This is a genomic window from Bradyrhizobium sp. AUGA SZCCT0283, from assembly GCF_018130385.1.
In the GTDB taxonomy this organism is placed as follows: Bacteria; Pseudomonadota; Alphaproteobacteria; order Rhizobiales; family Xanthobacteraceae; genus Bradyrhizobium.
Window position 1 is genome coordinate 136632 of record NZ_JAFCLU010000006.1, and the last position, 18304, is coordinate 154935.

General features: G+C 61.5%; 16 protein-coding genes. 7 read left to right on the forward strand and 9 right to left on the reverse strand.

Features of this window, described 5'->3' with window-relative positions:
* The first annotated feature begins 177 nt into the window (after positions 1–177).
* Positions 178–1605: a glycogen synthase GlgA gene (gene glgA, locus JQ624_RS11065; RefSeq protein ID WP_212418910.1), complete on the forward strand. Its 1428-nt coding sequence runs from the start codon at positions 178–180 to the stop codon at positions 1603–1605.
* A gap of 6 nt (positions 1606–1611) precedes the next feature.
* Here the strand turns inward: glgA and JQ624_RS11070 are convergent, their stop codons facing one another.
* Complete coding sequence (locus JQ624_RS11070; RefSeq protein WP_212418911.1) at positions 1612–2772, reverse strand: patatin-like phospholipase family protein; 1161 nt, start codon at positions 2770–2772, stop codon at positions 1612–1614.
* 27 nt (positions 2773–2799) lie between these two features.
* Positions 2800–3624 (reverse strand): 3-hydroxybutyrate dehydrogenase, encoded by an 825-nt coding sequence (locus JQ624_RS11075; RefSeq protein WP_212418912.1) that lies wholly within the window; start codon positions 3622–3624, stop codon positions 2800–2802.
* Between the two features lie 185 nt (positions 3625–3809).
* Between JQ624_RS11075 and JQ624_RS11080 the strand changes: the two genes are divergently transcribed.
* Complete coding sequence (locus tag JQ624_RS11080) at positions 3810–4712, forward strand: LysR family transcriptional regulator (protein ID WP_212419035.1); 903 nt, start codon at positions 3810–3812, stop codon at positions 4710–4712.
* 149 nt (positions 4713–4861) lie between these two features.
* Here JQ624_RS11080 and JQ624_RS11085 read toward each other — a convergent pair whose 3' ends face one another.
* The 3 genes from JQ624_RS11085 to JQ624_RS11095 form a co-directional block, all read right to left on the reverse strand.
* The gene (locus JQ624_RS11085; protein ID WP_212418913.1) at positions 4862–8242 is read right to left on the reverse strand and encodes an adenylate/guanylate cyclase domain-containing protein; all 3381 of its coding nucleotides are present in this window, start codon (positions 8240–8242) and stop codon (positions 4862–4864) included.
* A 343-nt stretch (positions 8243–8585) separates the two neighbouring features.
* Positions 8586–9497 carry a hypothetical protein gene (locus JQ624_RS11090; protein WP_212418914.1) on the reverse strand — a complete coding sequence of 304 codons (912 nt, stop codon included), beginning with the start codon at positions 9495–9497 and terminating at the stop codon, positions 8586–8588.
* Between the two features lie 110 nt (positions 9498–9607).
* A complete protein-coding gene (locus tag JQ624_RS11095; RefSeq protein ID WP_212418915.1) occupies positions 9608–10147 on the reverse strand; it encodes a hypothetical protein in 540 nt (179 codons plus the stop codon).
* A 123-nt stretch (positions 10148–10270) separates the two neighbouring features.
* On the opposite strand from JQ624_RS11095, the gene JQ624_RS39505 reads away from it, so the two are divergent.
* Positions 10271–10765: a DUF899 family protein gene (locus JQ624_RS39505; RefSeq protein ID WP_312014411.1), complete on the forward strand. Its 495-nt coding sequence runs from the start codon at positions 10271–10273 to the stop codon at positions 10763–10765.
* 412 nt (positions 10766–11177) lie between these two features.
* Here JQ624_RS39505 and JQ624_RS11105 read toward each other — a convergent pair whose 3' ends face one another.
* Both JQ624_RS11105 and JQ624_RS11110 read right to left on the reverse strand, forming a co-directional pair.
* A complete protein-coding gene (locus tag JQ624_RS11105; protein ID WP_249129698.1) occupies positions 11178–11897 on the reverse strand; it encodes a peroxiredoxin-like family protein in 720 nt (239 codons plus the stop codon).
* An 81-nt stretch (positions 11898–11978) separates the two neighbouring features.
* Positions 11979–12263 (reverse strand): hypothetical protein, encoded by a 285-nt coding sequence (locus JQ624_RS11110; RefSeq protein WP_212418917.1) that lies wholly within the window; start codon positions 12261–12263, stop codon positions 11979–11981.
* 242 nt (positions 12264–12505) lie between these two features.
* On the opposite strand from JQ624_RS11110, the gene JQ624_RS11115 reads away from it, so the two are divergent.
* The 4 genes from JQ624_RS11115 to JQ624_RS11130 all read left to right on the forward strand — a co-directional run bounded on the left by JQ624_RS11115 (position 12506) and on the right by JQ624_RS11130 (position 16435).
* On the forward strand, positions 12506–12997 hold the full coding sequence (locus tag JQ624_RS11115) for a DUF302 domain-containing protein (RefSeq protein WP_212418918.1): 492 nt from the start codon (positions 12506–12508) through the stop codon (positions 12995–12997).
* A gap of 90 nt (positions 12998–13087) precedes the next feature.
* The gene (locus JQ624_RS11120; RefSeq protein WP_212418919.1) at positions 13088–14449 is read left to right on the forward strand and encodes an NAD(P)/FAD-dependent oxidoreductase; all 1362 of its coding nucleotides are present in this window, start codon (positions 13088–13090) and stop codon (positions 14447–14449) included.
* 145 nt (positions 14450–14594) lie between these two features.
* Positions 14595–15086: a cupin domain-containing protein gene (locus JQ624_RS11125; protein WP_212418920.1), complete on the forward strand. Its 492-nt coding sequence runs from the start codon at positions 14595–14597 to the stop codon at positions 15084–15086.
* 122 nt (positions 15087–15208) lie between these two features.
* Positions 15209–16435 (forward strand): MFS transporter, encoded by a 1227-nt coding sequence (locus tag JQ624_RS11130; protein ID WP_212418921.1) that lies wholly within the window; start codon positions 15209–15211, stop codon positions 16433–16435.
* Here the strand turns inward: JQ624_RS11130 and JQ624_RS11135 are convergent.
* A complete protein-coding gene (locus JQ624_RS11135; RefSeq protein WP_312014412.1) occupies positions 16407–17636 on the reverse strand; it encodes an MFS transporter in 1230 nt (409 codons plus the stop codon). The genes JQ624_RS11130 and JQ624_RS11135 overlap by 29 nt on opposite strands.
* Positions 17637–17806: 170 nt before the next feature.
* Positions 17807–18292 (reverse strand): PRC-barrel domain-containing protein, encoded by a 486-nt coding sequence (locus JQ624_RS11140; RefSeq protein WP_212418922.1) that lies wholly within the window; start codon positions 18290–18292, stop codon positions 17807–17809.
* Positions 18293–18304 lie beyond the last annotated feature (12 nt).

Below are 18304 nucleotides of genomic sequence, written 5' to 3' on the forward strand. Positions count from 1 at the left end.
CTCCTTCGGCCTTTTGCGGCCATTCGTTTCGGTTAGCGGCCGTGACCCTAAATTGTGCAGCGTCGACAGGGAAGTAGTTCGCCAGGAACGCTGGCCCGCAGCGTGCGTTATAATGGGTAAGGAAATTGGACCCATTCTTGCATCGATTGTCAGAGCGGCTGAACGAGGACATTTGCCTTGAAGGTCTTGTTCGTCACCACTGAAATGGATGACTTCGTCCGGGTGGGCGGGCTCGCTGCCGTTTCCGCCGCCCTGCCCCGGGCGCTGCGCCGCTGGAGTGACGTCCGGATCATGCTGCCCGGTTATCGGGATATCGTCGAACAGTTCACCCACATTGAAATCGTTGGGGAATGCCCCGCTCTCGCAGAGATGCCGGCCTGCTCGCTCGGGCGGGCAGCGACCAAGGATGGTCTGCCGGTTTACGTCCTGCTCTGCCCGCAGCTTTACGACCGGCCGGGCAATCCCTATGGCGACGAATCGGGGCGCGACTGGCCGGACAACGACGTCAGGTTCGGCCGCTTCGCATCCGCCGCCGCCGAACTTGCCGCGGGCACCCTGGACAAGAATTGGGCAGCAGACCTGATCCATGCCAACGACTGGCAGGCCGCGCTGGCGCCGGCCTATCTGGCATGGCGAGGCTCAAAGGTCCCCTCGATCCTGACCATCCACAACCTCGCCTATCAGGGGCTGTTCCCGCCGGACTCGCTGCGCCGGATCGGGGCGCCCGAAAGCTCCTTCCATATCGACGGACTTGAGTTCTACGACCATGTGTCGTTCCTCAAGGGCGGCCTCGTCTACGCCTCGCATTTGACCACCGTCAGCGCCACCTATGCGAAGGAGATCACGACGCGCGAGCTCGGCTGCGGGCTCGAAGGCCTGCTGCAGCGCCGCTCGGACGCCGCGCAACTGACCGGCATCTTGAACGGCATCGACGAAAGCTGGGATCCCAGCGCCTGCGCGCATCTGGCGCAGACCTTCGCCCCCGGCGACTGGGAAGGCAAGCAGGCGAATGCCGACTACGTCCGCAAGCAGTTTGGCCTGGCGCTGTCGCGCGGTCCGCTGTTCGGGCTTGTCGCCCGCCTGGTGCACCAGAAGGGCGTCGATCTCGTCCTGTCTGCCGCCGACGAAATCATCGAGGCGGGTGGACAGATCGTGGTGACCGGCAGCGGCGAGGCCCAGATCGAACAGGCGCTGGTCAAGGCGCACCGCCGCAGGCCGGATGCGATCGGCGTCGTCATCGGCTTCAACGACGCCCAGGCGCGGCGGATTTTTGCCGGCAGCGATTTCACGCTGATGCCGTCGCGGTTCGAACCGTGCGGGCTGAGCCAGATGTATGCGCAACGATTCGGATCGCTGCCAATCGGCCACCAGACCGGCGGACTGGCGGAAACCATCAAGGACGGCGAGACCGGATTCCTGTTTTCGCAACCATCGGCGGAATCTTTCCTCGGCGGCGTCAGGCGCGCGTTCGATGCGTTCCGCGCCAAGGACCGCCTCGACGCGATGCGGCGCAGCGCGATGGCACGATCGTTTAGCTGGGATCTGTCGGCCGCCTGTTACAGCGCGCTGTATCGCAAGACGATCGCGCCTTCCATCATCGCGTGATTCCGATTATGCCGCCGCTTCCGGCATCACTTCCATCTGCTCGTGCAGGACGACGCCGGAGAGCGGGTCGAACTCACCGACCCAGGGCTTCTTTTCGAGCACCGCCTTGGTGTGGCGGTAGCCGGCATCCCACCGCTGCATGATCCCGGACGGGCTGAAATCGATATCCTTGGTGTGGTCCTCGCGGCTGAGCTGCGGGGCGAGCAGCCGCACGACATGCATCCGGGTCGGGCAACCATAACCGGCGAGCTCCCTCACCGCTTCGCTGTTGCGCTCAGACTCCGGCAGGCGCGCCGCAAGCTGGTTGATGACATGGCGCAGGCGATGCGCCTGCTGCTGCCGCGCGATGTGGCTGGCGATCCGGCTCGAATACTGCACGTCCTTGTGGCGGTTCAGCACCTCCGCCATCGTGGTCGGCTCGGCGCCGGAGGGATTCCACAGATGCACGGCAAAGATCAGCGAGTTCTTGCGCGGATTGTCGTCGAACACGGCCTCTGTCGGCGTGTTCGACAGGATGCCGCCATCCCAATAGAGCTCGCCGTCGATGCGCACCGCCGGGAAGGCCGGCGGCAGCGCGCCCGACGCCATGATGTGCCTGACGCCGAGTTCGCCATCGCGGCTGTCGAAATAGCGCATCTGGCCGGTGCGGACATGGGCGGCGCCGACCGTCAGGCGCGGCGTGCATTGATTAACCAGATTGAAATCGACCAGCTCCGTCAGCGTCCGTTCCAGCGGCGAGGTCGAGTAATAGCCGGCCTGATCCGCACCCAACGGATAGCTGTCGCCGGCATGGGCCAGCGGGTTGGGTCGGAAGAAGCCAGGAATTCCGTTGGTCACCGTCGACCAGTAAGAAAGCTTTTCATTGAAGCCCGGAAAGATGTCGCGAAAACTCCAGACCGGATTCTGCTCCATCCTCTTCCAGAATTCACGCAGCCGCGACAGCCGGTTCTGCGGCGCATTGCCGGCGATCAGGCTGGCGTTGATGGCGCCGATCGAGGTGCCGATGATCCAGTCCGGCTCGATCCCGGCCTCATGCAGCGCCTGATAGACGCCGGCCTGATAGGAGCCGAGCGCGCCGCCGCCTTGCAGCACCAGAACGACCTGCCCGGGCTCGGATTTGGCCTGCGACCTGTTCGGCGAAAAACCGATGTCCTGAACATCTTTCATGTCACGCTCCCTTGGATATTCGTGGCGCTAGTGCGCAGTCCAACCGCCATCGACCGGCAAGGCCGTGCCCGTGATCGATGCCGCCGCGTCGCTGGCGAGAAAGACCGTCAGCGCGCCCAATTCCTCGACGCTCGCAAAATGTTTGTTGGGCTGCTGCGCCAGCAACACGTCGTGGATGACTTTCTCGCGGGAAATGCCGTGTGCCTTGGCCTGGCTGTCGATCTGCGCCTCGACCAGCGGCGTATAGACGTAACCCGGGCAGATCGCATTGCAGGTGATGCCGTCTTCCGCAGTCTCCAGCGCAGCCACTTTCGTCAGGCCGACGATGCCGTGCTTGGCCGCAACATAGGCCGCCTTGAAAGGCGATCCGACCAATCCGTGCGCGGAGGCGATGTTGATGATCCGTCCGAACCTGTTCTGGCGCATCGCCGGCAGCGCCAGCCGCGTGGTGTGAAACGCCGACGACAGGTTGATTGACAGGATCGCGTCCCACTTCTCGACCGGAAACTGCTCGAGCGGCGCGACATGCTGGATGCCGGCATTGTTGACAAGAATATCCAACCGCCCGTGACTGGCGACGGTAGCCGCGATCATCTCGGCGATCGCCTCCGGGCTCGTCATGTCGGCCGCGGAATAACTGACCTCGACGCCGAAATCGGCGGCCAACTGGTCTTTGGTCCGGGCGATCTCGGCCGCGACGCCAAGGCCGTTCAGCACCACCGCCGAGCCGGCTTCCGCCAGCGCGCGGGCAATCCCGAGCCCGATGCCGCTGGTCGAACCCGTGACCAGCGAGACCTTGCCGGCCAGCGGCCGTGCCGCCGCCACACCTTGCGTCTTGAGCTGGATATTCATGGCCGTCCTTTCGTATGTGGATTCAGCACCTTCCGCTGACCATCTCGGCCCCACCCTGCCCGGCTGTCCTCATTCAAGGAAATGCCGTTTGGCTTCCAAAACCATAGGCCGGCGCTATGGTGGTTATGGTGTCATCGCCGGGCGCGATCGGTTACGGTGCGATCAAGACAGACCAGGACACGACCATGGAGATGCATCAGGTTCGCTACTTCCTTGCGGTGGCGCGTGTACTCAACTTCACGCGCGCCGCCGACGAGTGCAACGTCACGCAGCCGTCGCTGACGCGGGCCATCAAGCAACTGGAAGCCGAACTCGGAGGCGACCTGTTTCGCCGCGAGCGCCCCGCTGCGCAATTGACCGAACTCGGCCAGCGCATGCATCCGCTGCTCAAGCAGTGCTACGAGGCGGCGACCGGCGCGCGCGAACTTGCCTCATCCTTCAAGAGCGGCGAAGTCGGCGCGCTCCGGATTGCGTTGACCCATTCCGTCGATCTATCGCTGCTGATTCCGCATCTCGACCAGATCAAGCGGCTGTTCAACCGCCTGGAGTTCCGTTTTCTGCGTGGCAACGCCCGCGAAGTCGCGGAATTTCTGAAGAAGGGCGAAGCCGAGCTCGGCATTGCCGCCGAAATCAGCGAGGAGTGGGACCGGCTCGACACCTGGCCGCTGTTCACGGAAAACTTTCAGCTCGTCGTCAACAAGAACCACCCGCTGGCGACGCGTGACAAAATCGAATTCAGCGACCTTCGCGCCGAGCAATTGCTGTCGCGGAACTACTGTGAGCATGGCGCGCGGGTGAACAGCTCGCTTCGCGAACATGGGCTCGACGTCGATCGCAGCCACGAGATCGCCTCCGAACGCGATTTGATCGAGCTGCTGGAAGCCGATATCGGCGTCGCGGTGGTGCCCGATACCGCGTCGATTCCGCCGACGCTGAAGCGCGCCACCGTCGAAGGGCTGGACGCACGGCGGACCGTGAACCTCTATGGCGTTGCCGGGCGTGAACGGACGGCCGTGGCGTCCGCCGTGATGCGGATGCTGCGCGGCGCCGACTGGAAGCAAGTCGTCGGTAAGTCAGCAGGCGCCTGAGGGTTGTTAGCCGACTCGTCACAGGCTGAAATGTCCGCCTTGCGGCCGAAAGCTGACGTCAGCCATAGCACGCCCACACAGGCGGCTCGACGTGGAGGGAACTCCAGAAAGCTGCGTTTGAACTACACCGATCCTAAAAGGTAAAGGGATCAGTCCAGGGTGCTTTGAACGTCGCGCGCCCGTCTGAGGTCAGCCGTTTCGGCTCCTTCGTCGAACCAACGGCAGATTGGTTCTAGCAGTGCGCGCGCCTCATCAGGTCTTCCTTGCGTCCGCCAGAGTTCTGCAAGGCTTGTCGCGGCGCGTAATTCCAAGGACTTGGCGCTTTGACTGCGCGCCACTTCAATAGACTTCTTAAGATAAGACTCAGCTTCGCTTATCTTCGATGGGCTGAGTGCTAAAAGAATTTGCGCTCTTTGCCGATGCAATTCTGCTTCCCATGATCTACCTGTCACGTCGCCAATATTGGCCAGGACCCGATCGACAATCGATAGCGCGCATTCATTTTCGCCATCCTTGGAATGCATATCCGCCAGCCAACTTTCCATCATTGGAAGCATGAAGCCGACGCCTTTGCGCCGCGCTTCGTCGATTCCCAGTGCTATTTCCGCCCGGGCCTCTTCAAGTCGGCCCAGGTCGCCGACTGCTCGGCCTCGCGAAATTCTCGACAAAATCACGTACAGCGAAAAACGCTGTTCTTGTGACATTTCGAAGCTCTTGTCGGCGCTTTCGAAGGCGCGAGCGGCGTCCCCGCGCAGAAGGTGCACAACGGAAGTCATGTAATGAGCGAACGCCACGGTGTATGGGTGGCCAAGGTCTTGACCCAAGGCAAGCGCTTCCGAAACGCGGGAAAGGGATTGATCCGCATAGCCCAGAAACCACAAGTCCCAAGATAGGAGCAGAAGTGAGGCCGCTTGGGGTTCCACCATGTAAAGATTGGACAGGGGTTGTTTTCCTTTGCCAATCGAGAGCTTGATTGACTCCGCGAAATGGTTCGCTGACGATTGGAAGTCCCCAATCGTCAATAACGTACTGCCCATCACTCTATGAGCCACCATTAGTGGCACGGGTTGGGACAACGCTCGTGACCGTGACAGGAACTCATCAGCTAAGCGGAGCGCATCATCATTCTTTCCACCCATCCAGGAGTGCCCCCACAACCCAAACAGGGCTTGGAAATACTCAGGGATGTCGCCGAGTTGCAGGCATAAGGTACGAGCCCGCGAAAACGCTTCGCGGGTTTCCGCGGAGGCATACCCTTGAACGGCGATAAGCGGTATTCCCAACGCCAATTGAATGTCGATCTCTTGTTTGATCCGTTCAGGCGTTTCCGGCAAAGCGTCCAGAAGCTGAAGGGCATTTCGAAAGCTAGCAATCGCTTCGACGTTGGCGGAATGCGCGAGCGCCCCCTGCCCAGACTCGAACCAGCGACGAATGGCCAATTGGTAATTGCCTGCTTCTTGATAGTGATAGGCCAGGACTTGGGGTTGATTTTCGGCGAGCTCCGAAAAGTCATGCTCTAAGATTGCCGCGATGTCCGCGTGTATCTGCTGCCTCTTACTCCTAAGCAAAGAGTCGTAGATTGCGTCACGCAACAACGCATGTTTGAAGGCGAAACGAAGGAAAGGCGAAATTCCGACTCGATAGATGATGTCAGCCTGTTCAAGCAACGAGAGGGCCGACAGCATATCGTCATCGTCAATTCGCGATGCAGCCGACAAGAGATCATAGGAGAATTCGCGCCCAATCACAGCCGCAATCTGTGCAAGTCTGCGACTCGGCGCAACGCGATCGAGCCGCTCCATCAACGCATCACTCAGCGTGTCCGGAACCCTGAGTAATGCTGGCTGTGCTGCGGGCTCGAACGTGCCCCGGATTCGTAAAGGCGCACTCAATATACTGCTTGTCAGTTCCTCTATGAATAGCGGGACGCCATCGGCCTTTTCGATAATCCGGTCGAGCACCGGTTCGGGCATGCTCCCTCCCCTCAAGATATCTCGGATCATCGCCCTCACTTCGGTGAGCGACAATCGAGTGAGCGAGTGCACCGTGGTGTTCGCGTGGGTCATCCATGTGGGACGGAACTCGGGCCGGCACGACACAATAAGCAGCACGCGGGCGTGGTCGATCCGGCTGATGATCGATTCCAGCAGCTCAAGCGTCGATGGATCTATCCAGTGTGCATCCTCGAAGATGCAGAGCGTGGGGCGTTGAACAGAAAACGCCAAAATCATGTCGACAAGTGTGCTTATCGTCCTGTTCTTTATTTGCTGCGGCGTAAGACCAGATAGTTCGAGGTTATTTTCCAATGGGATTGATAACAGTTTGGCAATGAGCAGGACCGGCTCTTTGGAATTACTAGTTGAGCGCGGAAGGTAAGTTGTAAGCTTGGCAATCTTATCTGCCTCAGCCTCGCGAGCTGTTAGGTGGGCCGCTTGTTCGATCTGCCCGATCACCGGAAAGAATGCGCTCTGACTGTGATAGGGCGAGCACTGATGGTGCAGCAAAACGTGTGGTTCCTGCTGAATAAGCGATTTCAATTCGTGAAGGAGCCTTGATTTTCCGACTCCGGGAATACCCGAGAGCAATATGACTTGGCCATCACCTTCTTTGACTTTCTGCCACCTATCGAGCAGCAGGCTTAGCTCGCTCGAGCGTCCAATGAGCGGGGTAAGGGAGCCCGTATGCGCAGCCTCGAAGCGGCTGGCGGTATTTTTTGCCGAGAGCACGCGATACACGTGAAGGGGTTCAGTTACACCTTTGAGTTCCTGGAGCCCGACGTCCTGAAAATCAAAAGCTGCCCATACGAGACGCCTCGTCGATTCCGAGATGAGTACCGTGTTGGCAGCGGCAAGGGTCTGTAGACGTGCGGCGATATTCGGCGTCTCTCCCACCGCGTCCATTGACCACGTACCGCTCTCTCCAATTTCACCGACAACAACCGGACCCGAGCAAACACCCACTCGACAATTCAGGGTAACTGGCCCTGAAATCTTCGTAACTCCGGACACAATCTCCAGGCCGGCGTGAATAGCACGAACGGCGTCATCCTCGTGTGCACGGGGCCAACCGAAAAATGCCATCACTCCATCGCCGAAATAGCGGGCGACCTCGCCTCCATAGCGCCCAATCGCTGCGCTGCACCCTACCCGATACGCGTCAATGAGTTTTTGGAGGTCCTCAGGATCTAACTTCTCCGATAGCTGCGTAGATCCCACCAGGTCACAGAACATCACTGTGATTTGGCGGAATTCAGCTTCGCGATGTTGCACAAGAGAGGGTGGCAGCACAGTGGCGCTTGAAACCGCCGTTATTGTGCCGGTGGTCTGGCGCGCGGGCGTCAATGCTTCAATGGCCCTAAGCAACTTCTTGCGGTGACCTAGAGAAGATACTCCGAGTCTTTCGAGATCATTTTCTGTCAAATCCGGAAGGACGGAGTAGTCGATATTGTTTTCTGCGAAGGTTTTGGCGTACTGGCCTAGACCGTGTCTATCCAGCCATTCGGCTAAGTCGGTGGTTGTTGTCCTCGTCATTGCAGAGGACCTTGCCTACTGCCATAGTTCATTAAGAAGGAGTTGGGCTCCAGACCCACCATGTGGAGCCTTTGTCGCTTAAAACCAGCGAACCTTCTCCCGCGCACGATACCATCTCCCGCACACAATGATATGAGCGTTCTTTTGACCGCCGAAAGTTTTGCTTACCCGGCGTCGAGGCACAACCAAAGCTTAGCGCGACGAGGCCGGGGCCGGTGTCCTACCCAGCATGGCGGCCGATCGCGAGCAGTCACGCGGCCCTCATTATTCTAAATCGACCCTATGGGAGAACCGGGCTCCTTTCTCGTGCCTCACGCCATGCCAAACTGCGATGACTATCGCGCTATTCCGCTCGCGCTGCGCGCCGAGCACCGCGCTTTTCACTATGCAAAGGATATGAGCGGTGACGATAAGGGAGCGCCTCTCCGAGCGCCTGCTCAAGCTCCTCAAGCATCTCCGCCTCGGATTTGAGAAGCTCGTGATTATATCCCTCCGCCAGGATCAATGCCGATTCGTACGTCTCCTGAACGACCCTGATACGGTCATTCGCGGGAAGGGAGGCAACGAACTTGATCGTTTCTGCGACGTGAGTGGCCTCGCTTCCGAGGGAGCTGTGACTTCTGAGGAAGCGGGTCGCATCAACGTCATCCGGACAGACCGCCTGTACCTTCTCGATATCGGTCTCCTGCTTGAGCGCGGCGATGCGTTCCAGGCAGTACGAATAGCCGATGCAGCCGATTGGATAGTCCTGGACGCAGAGGTCATCGAAGCGCTTGCAGAGCGGCTTGATGCCCTCCGGGATAAAGCTAGCGACGAGTCGCTCGCCGGGCACACCCAGCGCACGCAGATCCTTGAGCGCGAGCCGGTCGTGACCGGTCTCCTCGCGCGCACGCTCTTCCAAGTAGGCCGCGACCTCGGGCCTCCCCAGCTCGTTGAAGCGCCCGGCGGCGCGCCGGAGATTTCGAGGCGTGTCGACAGACGTGTGATAGGCGCCCACCAAGGCTACGATATAGCCGACGAGCGTCGGGTCAGGGCGCGCGAGGCGCTTTTCGATTCCGGCAAATCCGAGATTTATCGCTCCGTCGAGCAGCCCGATCGTGCTGCCCGCCGAGCCCACACCTGTCATCGGTGTCGCGAATGCATCTACGTTTTCTTCAGTGCCTCTCGGGACATGAAACCAAACCTCTCCCGACTCGCGAGCGATGATCGAAATATCGCCCGTGACGTTGACCCACTCTGTGACCAGCCGTGCCATTCGAAACCTCCACTTCCGAGTGAACGCCCGTGTCGTTTCTCGCTGGGTGCGACCAAAACTCGCGCCCAGCTAGAGGCAGCCTGCCGCATCCGAGACGGACTGCAATACCGCTAGATTCCGTTCGGCGTGATGGCCATCAGCATCTTGGCCGTCTCAAGCAGGGGCGGCCCAGCAAGAGTCGGACGTGTGGGTCTCGGCAGCACAAAGACGACACCGATAGTTGCGTCTAGGCCCGCGTCTTGCAAACTGAAACCTGCATCGTACTCGTCTTCCGTGATTACGATGGGTTTCTCCAAATAGATGCCCCGAGCCGCGAGAGCTGCTTTTGCCGCAGTCGAGCGCGCTAGGTACTGCGTCATGGATATGGACCCTGTACTAGGCGTGATCAGGGGATTGTTGGCGGGACCCGTCCATATATCGACGATCCATTGTGCGAGGACATCATTTTGGTAGGAGAAATCAGCTACCTTATCCTCTAAATCTTCCTTCGGCGTGCCTGCCTGGTCCGCGAAAATGCCGCGTTTTTTCTTATTCGGCGGCCCGGCTGCGCGCGCTGCTGCTACCGGAAGCATTGCGCTGCCGGCGGCTCCTGCAAGGAACAAACGCCGATTGAAGCCGGAATTCGATTGCGTGTTGGTCTGCGAGGCCATGATCAATCCCTCCCTGTTGAAACCAGTTCGGCATCTTACGACCGCACCTCGTACTTTAGTTGCAGGATTTCGTCCTGACAAGTCTGCTGCAACACTGCCAAAATAGACCCCACAGACCACGGATTGCGCGAAGAATTTAGGAGCACAAACTCTAGTTTTCGGGGGGTTACTCTCGAACAGGTTCCTCAGCGTCTGAAAGGGCAGCCATGGCGCAATATCCATTATCCCAATGAAAGCGCTGAATACCGGGCCGCCCGAGACGCGCTTCTGGATGACGAGATTGCGCTTCGGGCGCAGATTGAGGCCGTTGCAGCGAAGCGTCGCGCGCTGCCGCTCGGCGGTGTGCTCCAGGACCACGTCTTCGAGTGGATCGGCAAGACCAGCATGCCGGAGAAAGTGAAGCTCGTTCTGTACAGCTTCATGTACGGCCCCGAACGCAAATTGCCGTGTCCGGGCTGCACCCGCTTGCTCGACGGGATAGACGGCGCCGCGCGACACATAGGCGAACGCACCGCGCTCCGCATCGACGCCAAATCACCAATCGCGCGTCTCGCCGCCCGGGCACACGAAAGAGGCTGGGAACACCTCGCTACTTTCGACCGCAGGCAACAGCTATGATGCGGACTACTTTGGTGACACGTCAAAATTTTCCAAGGGAATGCGCACGCAACATCGAGTCCCGGACGGCAACAACTGGGACGAAACAATCTTCAACGTCTTCAGAAAGAAGAACGGGGCGATCTGGCACTTCTGGGGCTCGGAGATGAGCTTTGCCCCACCCGCTCCCAACCAGCACCATCGCGCTGGTGATCTCGTCGACCCGCTCTGGGGGTCTTCTCGACATGACACCTGAAGGCCGGGGCGACTTCTTTCCAAAGGTGAACTACGATTAAACCACGCTTGACGGCGCACCACAGAGCCAGGCCCCCAACATGTAGGCCCCCGGATCAGCGGCACACCACACAGCAAATGCGGCGTGCTGCACAGCATCCAGGGAACGCCATCCATTGCGCTCGCTCACGTCGCCGCGTTACCGCTCCTCGCTCGCGCTCTTCAGCGCGGCGATCAGGTCGTCGATCTCCATGCGCTTGCGGAAATCCGGATCGACGAAACGGGCCTTCACCAATCCGTCGCGGCCGACCACGAAGGTTGCCGGGATCGGCAACACCCAGCCGTCATTGCCCTGGAAGCTCGCCATGTCCTGGTATGAAAGCAGCCGCTGGATTTCGCTGCCGAGCCAGATCGCAAGATTGAGCGACAGCGCGTAGCCATTGTCGAGGTCGGTCAGCACCGGAAACGGCGCTTCTGCCTCGGACTTGAATTTCTCGGCATAGGCTTGCGTCTCCGGCATGATCGCAACCGTTTGCGCGCCCAAGGCCTTGATCCGGTCCTGGGCCTGGATCACCGCCCGCACATTCAGCCGGCAATAGGGGCACCAATGACCGCGATAAAACATCACAGCAACCGGGCCGCGGTCGATCAATGATTTCAGGCTGACCAGCCGGCCGGTCTCGTCCGGCAGCAGGAACGGCGGCATCACCTCGCCCGGCCTTGGCGCATTCTCGCCACCGCCGTTCTCATTGAGCCGCACCACCAGCCGGTCGACCGCCTCGCCATAGGCCGGAAAGATTTCCCGCCCCGCCGCGGCGTAGGCCTCGAGCTGCTCGCGCAAGGTGCCTTCCATGTCACGGCATTGCTGAAATGCCTGCTTGAGGCGTTCGGCATTGGCTGATGATAGCGTTGTCGTCATGGTCTGCTCCGGCATATCGGCATTATTTTCCGGTCCGGGCCGCCCCGCAAGGGGCGCCCGGACGCTTCAGCACCCAAAGGCTCAGGGCAGATAGAAATTGCCGGTCGGGTCGAGCATGCCGGAGGCCGAATAGAGCTGGCCCTTGTCCATGAAGAAGACGGTATTGCTCGGCACCTTCTTGGCGTTCTTCATCATCGCGTCGTGATTCCTGGGCGTCGCCGCCATGGCCATCGCCGACATTTTGCCGGGGCCGGCATACATGTAGGCCATGCCCGGATTGAATTCCCAGGGAACTTGCGAGAAGGCCGTGGTGGCAATGGCGGCAAACGCCGCGGCGGCAATCAGGGTCTTGGAAAAGGCTTTCATGGGGATTCCTCTGGATGGATGGTGACGCCCGGCAGTCGGGCGCTGCCCCATCAGAGGACCGCCTGACCTGAATGAGAAATGCCGTTGCACAATCGGTTCGATAGCCGCAGGGTATTGAGAGACGACCAATAGCCCAGCGCTATCGACTTCAGAGCGAATGCGCATTTCATATGGGCCGGCTGGGCCTTCATCCTGTCTTCGAAGGCATGCGGAGGCATGCGCCCATCGACAGGAGATTTCCGATGACAGGTCATTTGACGAACCGCCTTGCAAATTTCTGCGCCTTGCTGCTGCTGGCCTTGCTGATCCTTCCCGTCGTCTCCGCCGCACGCGCCGACAGCGACGATGGTATCGTCCGCGTCAAGAGCGCGGTGCCGATGGCGGAAGCGATCACCCGCATCAAGGCCGACATCGCCGGCAAGGGCATCAAGTTCTTCATGGAGATCGACCAGTCGAAGCTTGCGGCCGACGCCGGCATCAAGCTGCGGCCCTCGACGCTGCTGGTGTTCGGCAATCCGCCGCTCGGCACCCAGTTCATCACCTCGAACCCGAACGCCGGGCTCGACTGGCCGGTCCGGCTGCTGCTCACGCAGGACGACCATGGCGACGTCTGGGCGGTGTGGACCGATTTCAGCTGGATCGCCCGGCGCCACAACATCAGGGATCGCACGGCCCAGTTCGAGATGGCGACCAAGGTGGTGAGCTCGATCACTTCGACCATCACGACCAGGTAACGCCATCAACCTGCCGCGCGTAAAGTCCTCAGGCTGCGCCGCCGGCGTGGCCTGATCGCCTGAGGGGTTGCCAACAGAGGGGTTAGTTCAATGACAGCGGAGAAATTCGACGTGGTCATTCTGGGTGGCGGCAACGCCGGCATCGGCGTGACCGGCCCGGTCCGGCGCGCCGGCATGTCAGTCGCGATGATCGAGGCCGATCTTCTCGGCGGCACCTGTCCGAACCGCGGCTGCACGCCGAAGAAGGTATTGGTCGCCGCCGGTCACGCGCTGCATGAAATCGAACGCGCATCCATCCATCACATCGCTGTCAGCAAGCCGAAGCTCGACTGGGCAGCGCTGATCGATCGCGAGAAGGACATGATCAAGGACATCCCCGCCAACCTCGCCCGCTCGATGGCAAAGCGCAATGTCGAGGTCATCAGGGGCCATGCCGCATTCACTGGACCGAATACCGTCCGCGTCGGAGACCGTAACCTTGAGTCGAAACACATCGTGATTGCGACGGGATCGAAGCCGCGCCCGCTGCCGATTCCGGGCGCGGAGCTCATGATCACATCAGATGAGATGCTGAGCGAACGGGATCTACCCCGCTCGGTGATTTTCGTCGGCGGCGGCGTGATCGCGCTGGAATTCGGTCACGTCTATGCCCGCGCCGGCTCGGATGTCACGATTCTCGAAGCATTGCCGCAGCTATTGCCGGCCATGGACGCCGGTGCGGTCGCGCACCTGCAGGCCGAGAGCGAGCGCATCGGCATCCGGGTCAGGACCGCCGTCAGCGTCAAGCGAATTGAAAAGGCGAACGGCCGCCTGCGCGTCGTCTTCAGCCATAACGGCGCCGAGCATGCGGCCGAGGCCGAACGTGTGGTCAATGGCGCAGGACGCGTGGCCAATGTCGATACGCTGGATCTCACCTTGGGCCAGGTCGAGCATGCCAATGGCCGCGTCGCGATCGACGGCCATCTGCGCTCGACCTCCAATCCCAGCGTCTATGTCTGCGGCGACGCGGTGCCGACCTCGCCGCAACTGTCGCCGATCGCGACCTATGAGGGCGACATTGTCGGCCGCAACATCGTGGAAGGCCCGAAATACAGCCCGGACTACGCCAGCATGGCGACATCCGTCTACACCGTGCCGCCGCTCGCCTCGGTCGGCCTGACGGAGGCCGCAGCCAGGCAGAAGGGCGTTGCCGTCGACGTTCACACCAACGACATGCTCGACTGGTTCTCCGCGAAAACCTATGCCGAAACCGTGGCGTGGTCGAAGGTGATCGTCGATCAATCGACCGACCGCATCCTCGGCGCTCATTTCGTCGGGCATTCGGGGCAGGAATTGGTGAATATCTTCGGACTGGCGATGCGCTTCGGCATCACCGCCAGCCAGATCCGGGAGAATGTCTACGCCTATCCGACGTTCTCCTCCGACATCAAGCACATGCTGGGCCACGGCTAGCCGCATAGCACGGCGCTATGGAGTCAAAAGCCAACCGGCATTTCCTCTTCCGAGCGGTTTCCTTGATGGTGGTGACGTAGCCGGCCAGATCATTCGGGGCCAAGGCGAATCTCAAGGCAAAGACAGAAACAGAGGAGACCACGATATGTCCAAATCCACCGTCACGCCACGTACGATCCGGCAAGGTCTCGCGCTTGCCGCGATCATCGCAGGCTCGCTTGCAACGACCTCCGGCGCCATTGCCGGCGAATGCCCGGCCGGCAAGATGCAGCCCAACGTCCGCCCGATGGTCGACACCAAGCCCGTCGGCGTCACCGACGTCACGCTTGGCTCGATCAACCTCGAGAAACAGCCGGCCAATATCAAGGATCGCGAGCTGCGCTTCCGCAAGCTGACGATCGAGCCGGGTGGCATCGTGCCCTGGCATAGCCATGACGACCGTCCCGCGCTGATCTACGTTCAGCAGGGCGAAATCGTCGAATATGCCAGCAACTGCGCCGATCCGATCGTGCACAAGGCCGGCGAAATTCGCCCCGAAGTGTCCGGCACCTCGCACTGGTGGAAGAACCTCGGCAAGGAGACCGTCATTCTCTATGTCGGCGACGTTCGCAAGGATCCGCACGACCACAACATGTAAGGAGCTGTAACGAGCGCCGTCCGACGTCTCGTTGCCGGATGTGACGGCCTGGGGTCCCCCGTGTCGCCCCACACGCCCAGGCGTCACATCCTTCTTTCTCAAGACCAATATCGAGAAGCGCCATGACCAGCATTTCCACGCAAATGAAATCGGAAGCGATGGAAATGCATGGTCATTCACCCGGCGTGGTGCTGCGGTCCCTCGTCATCGGCCTCACGGCGTTCCTGACCGTGGTCGATCTGTTCGCCACGCAGGCGATCCTTCCCTCGCTGACCCGGCATTACAACGTAACCCCCGCCGCGATGGGATTTGCAGTCAATGCGAGCACCATGGGCATGGCGGTCGCGGGGCTCGTGGTCGGTTTCCTGAGCCCGCATATCGACCGCCGCCTCGGCATTCTCGTCAGCCTGGTCCTGCTCGCGATCCCCACCACGCTGCTGGCGAGCGCCCCCGATCTAACCGTGTTCACGATCCTGCGTATTGCACAGGGCCTCTGCATGGCCTCGGCGTTCGCGCTGACGCTGGCCTATCTCGGAGAGCAATGCAGTTCGATGGATGCGGGCGGCGCGTTCGCCGCCTATATCACCGGCAACGTCGCCAGCAATCTGATCGGGCGACTGCTGTCGGCCGCAGTCGTCGATACGCTCGGGCTGGCTTCGAATTTCTATTTCTTCGCGCTGCTCAACCTTGCCGGCGCGGTGCTGGTCTACTTCACCATCCAGCGCGTCAAGCCGATGCACGCGATGTCCACGGCGCAATCGCCGTTCGCTGCGACGATCGAGCATTGGCACAATCCGGCGCTGCGATCGGCCTTTGCCATCGGCTTCTGCATCCTGTTTGCCTTCATCGGCACCTTCACCTTCGTCAATTTCGTGCTGGTGCGCGCGCCGCTGTCGCTGGGGCGGATGGATCTCGGCTTGGTCTATCTCGTGTTCGCGCCATCCGTCGTCACCACGCTGTTCGCCGGCAGGGCGGTGGCGCGCTTTGGCACGCGGCCGGCGATCTGGGGCGCGCTCGCGGCCGCCGCTTTGGGGCTGCCGCTGATGCTGTCCTCGCATCTGCGCGAGGTTCTGACCGGCATGGTGCTGGTCGGCGTCGGCACGTTCTTCGCACAGGCCTGCGCCACCGGCTTTGTCGGGCAGGCCGCCAGCGACAACCGCGGCATTGCCAGCGGAACCTACCTTGCCTGCTACTTCCTCGGTGGCCTCGTTGGCAGCGCCGTGCTGGGCCAGCTGTTCGACCGCTTCGGATGGACCGCCTGCGTCGCCGGCGTTGGCGCTTCACTGGCCATCGCGGCGCTACTCACCGCGCGCCTCACGCTCACTCGGTCCGCCGGGTCTCCGGCATAAACAGCCAGATTACCGTCAAGCCAAGCGCTGCGATCCCGGCCAGCCCGGTGAACGCGATGCTGCTGCCGAAGGTGTCGCTGATGTAGCCCGCCAGCACCGTGCTCAATGACGCGCCGATGCCGGTCGCGGTTCCGACGATGCCTTGCGCCAGATTGAAGTGGCCGCTACCGAAGGCGACGTCGGCCACGATCAGCGGGATCATCACGCTGAGCACGGCCGCGGTGATGCCGTCGAACACCTGCACCGCGACCAGAACATAGGGATCGCTCACCACCGCAAACAGCAGGCCGCGGATCGCCAGCGCGCCGAACGCCAGCAGCAGAAGCGGCCGCCTGCCCCACGCCTGCGCCTTGCGGCCGACCGAGGGCGAGGCCAGCGCGACGATCGCCTGCGGCACGATGATGCAGGCCGCAATCAGCACCGGCGCCCATTGGCTCGACCGCGTGGTAACGACGCCGGCCATCAGCGGCAGCATGGCGGCATTCGCGAGCTGAAACAGCAGCACGCCGCCGGCAAAGATCAGCAGCGGACGCTGGCGCAGCAGATGGAAAACGCTGGTGGTTTCGCTATCGCGGTCCTCGCGCACCAGGGCGCCGTGGGCTTGCGCCACGTCGATTTCCTGCCCGCGGATCCGGGAAAGCGCCAGTAGAGTGGGAATCGCGAGAATGAAAGTCACGAGAAACACCGATCGGCTCGACAGCAAATAGCCGCATGCGCCCATCAGCGCCGCCGCCGAACCGTTGCCAAGCGAAGCGAAACGGGCGTTGCGCCCAAGCCGCTCCCCGATCGCGAACCGTCCGACCAGGCCCAGACTGATCGCCGCAATCGCCGGACCCAGCACGCAGCTCGCCAGCGCATGCAGCGTCGCCGCTGCAATCACCACCGGAAAGATCGGCCATAACGCATAGGCCAGTGCGGCGCAGCCGATGGTGGCGACCGCCAGGCCCGCCACCAGCCGCTCGGAACGCGCGGCATCGACGATGGCACCGCCCGGCATCTGCCCGAGCAGGCCGATGATGCCGCCAATCGACAGCACGAAGCCGATCTCGACCTGGGTCCATTTCTGCGTGGTCAGATAGACCGCCACGAACGGCCCGAAGCCGGTCTGAACGTCGGCGAGAAAGAAGATGAACCAGTCGAGGCCGCGCTGGCTTTCGCGCGACGGCTTTGGCTTGCTGCCAGGCGCAGGCGGCAGCGGCACAACGTGACCTCCACCGGCGGATCGCCCGTGGCGATCGTCGTCAATCCGATCGAACGATTGGGATGGACGCGCGACCAGGCTGTTGCTCCTCCTTATTTGAGCATGATCTCCGGGCAAGCGCTTCGCGTTTGTCCCGGGGAAAACCGGTACCTACTTTTCCGGATCATGCGCTAGTGATCGAAATCCCACGGCTGCAGACGGCCGGCCGCACCGAGAACGATAACCGGCGCGTCCTCCTTGTATTCGGGCGCCGCCGCCACCTGAGCCTTGGTCAGCTCGAGCGTGATGCTGTCGCGCTTGTTGGCAACGCCGCCGAAACGCAGCGCACCCCAGTCGACGACGATCTTCCGGCTGCCGACGCCGAGAAAACCGCCGAAATCGATTACCGCAGCGCGCACGTTGCCTTCACGATCCACGATCACATCGACGACGCGCCCCATATCCTCGTTCGCCGCGCTGCGAACTTCGCGGCCGAGGATGCCGTGGGCATCCCTGGCGCCAATCACGGTCACCGACGGCGGCGGCGCGGGCTCCTTTGCGGCGTCCGGCGGCGCGGTGCGGCTGCCCTGCGTCGCACCGGTGTCCTCCGCCGCGGACGCCGCCGGACTGCCGGCTAGTCCCGCGATCAGGAACAGGATGAGAATACCAATGCGCATGTGGCCTCCTGA